Origin of the sequence: Vibrio sp. 10N.261.51.F11 (assembly GCF_041471665.1) — a bacterium.
Classification (GTDB): domain Bacteria; phylum Pseudomonadota; class Gammaproteobacteria; order Enterobacterales; family Vibrionaceae; genus Vibrio; species Vibrio crassostreae_C.
In genome coordinates this window covers 1-2,149 of sequence record NZ_JBFROW010000041.1, presented here as the reverse complement: position 1 = coordinate 2,149, position 2,149 = coordinate 1, and the positions used below count along the sequence as shown (strand labels likewise).

The 2,149-nt window shown below is 48.5% G+C and carries 2 protein-coding genes; both read left to right on the top strand.

The features are described from left to right. Positions 1–848 (top strand): tyrosine-type recombinase/integrase (locus AB4351_RS14520; RefSeq protein WP_372126384.1); only part of this gene is annotated, 848 nt, incomplete at its 5' end. Further along, positions 845–1,897: a transposase gene (locus AB4351_RS14515; RefSeq protein WP_372126382.1), complete on the top strand. Its 1,053-nt coding sequence runs from the start codon at positions 845–847 to the stop codon at positions 1,895–1,897. The genes AB4351_RS14520 and AB4351_RS14515, both read left to right, overlap by 4 nt. Positions 1,898–2,149: the final 252 nt, after the last annotated feature.

Here is a 2,149-nt window from a genome sequence, read left to right as displayed (position 1 = left end):
AACAACACCTTACCAACCTAAAGCTGCAAGGTAAACGACCCGCGACCATTGATGCCTATTCCCGTGCGGTTCGTCGGATCACCGCTCATTTCGACCGAGCCCCTGATACATTAACGACCTCTGACCTCAAACAGTTCTTCGCGTCTCTTATTCAAACCCACTCGTGGAGCACCATAAAACTCGATCGTAATGGCTTGCAGTTTTTCTATCGCTACACGCTCGATAAACAGTGGGAGTGGCTCAATATCGTCAAGCCGCCACAAGTAAAACGACTGCCCGACATACTGACACCACAGCAAGTCAGCTCGCTGATTACTCACACTCGACAAGCACGTTATCAGGTGTTTTTTCTTACTCTGTACAGCATGGGGTTACGACTCAGTGAGGGATTAAATCTTACGGTTCATGATATCGACAGCCAAACAATGCGCGTTCACATACGGGAAGGAAAAGGCGGAAAAGACCGAATGGTGCCGCTTCCGCAGCGAACGCTTAAGGCACTCCGCACGCACTGGCTTACCCATAAGCATCCTTGCTACTTATTTCCTGGACTTGGTACATGTCACGACACCCCCATGGATCGTGGCGGAATTCAAAAGACGATGAAACTTGTACTTAAAGAGTGTGGTATCAAAAAGCATGCGAGTCCTCATTCACTCAGACATTGCTTCGCAACGCACTTACTTGAGCAAGGAGTCGACCTGCGTTCACTGCAATCACTGCTCGGTCATGCAAGCCTCAACACCACGGCACGATACACCCGAATGACTCAGATAAAGCAGCGTGATGCGGCAATGGCCATCAACCAATTAACGGATGATCTAGACTTAACATGGAGCATAAAATGAGTACTTTCATTGAACTGCTTCGCCAGCATCATCGTGCGCTTAAGCATCACTATCCTGCGCAGATAAATGGCGATATGCATCGAGCTATTGGGGCGATGCTCCGTTGCAAAACAGAGCAACAAGGACGCTCACAATGGTTCTGCAGTCACTGCCATCACGATGACCGATTGCCTCTTTCTTGTGGTCATCGCCATTGCCCTCAATGCCAACAACGCACCACTTCTGACTGGCTACAGCGTCAACAGCAAAAACGGTTACCTGTTCACTATTTCATGGTGACCTTCACTTTACCGTATCAATTGAGAGTGCTGGCAAGACATCAACCTAAAGCGATATATAACGGTATGTTTAAGGTGGCATCAGGGGTATTAAAGGATTTTGCCAACCGACAACGGCAAGGTGAACTTGGTTTTACCGCCGTGTTGCATACTCACAGCCGACAACGAAACTTGCACCCACATCTGCACATTATCGTGGCGGCAGGCCAATACGACGCGTCGAGGCAAACGTGGCACAAAGGCAACAAGCATTACCTCTTCAACGCGTTTGCTTTGGCCAAAGTATGGCGAGCAAGAATGCTAGAGGCCATTAATCAACACCCAACGTTGTGGCTGCCGAGTGGCATACCCAAACAATGGGTGGTCGATTGCAGACAAGTAGGATACGGTCAGGCTGCACTCAACTATTTGGCGCGCTATCTCTATCGCGGTGTGCTGCCTGATGAAGACATCATCAGTATCACAGATGATACTGTCACCTTCCGCTATAAAGAGAGTCAGACCAATGCATGGCGAACGCGCACCTTGCCCATTCTGAAGTTTTTGCTGCTCATTTTGCAACACGTGCTGCCCAAAGGGTTGCAGAGAGTACGAGACTACGGATTTTTACGTGGTCAAGCTCACGCCTTAAGAGCCCGCATTCAACTGCTGTTATTGAACTTGGTCTATATGATGCCGCCGCTAACGGCACCGATAAGGAGCAAAGCGATAAGAATCTGCCCTTGCTGTGAGCATGAGATGGCGTGTGTTGGAGTGAGCCGACCCATGTAGCCGAAAGGCATTTGATAATAAGGAGAATGGCATTGACGAAATCAAAGGAGATGTGACGACGAAAGAAACGAAAAATAGCTAACTGGTTGATAAGATTGCTATCGCAACCTTATCTTGACCCCGCTCGCCTTGAGAAAAGCCTCAAAGCGATGTGCCCTTCAAGTTCAATCGTACAATTTACTTAACAAAGTGGCTTCGGGCTTGTTCAACACTCGGGATTTAGTGTTGGCTGCGCAACACCTTAATCCTTAT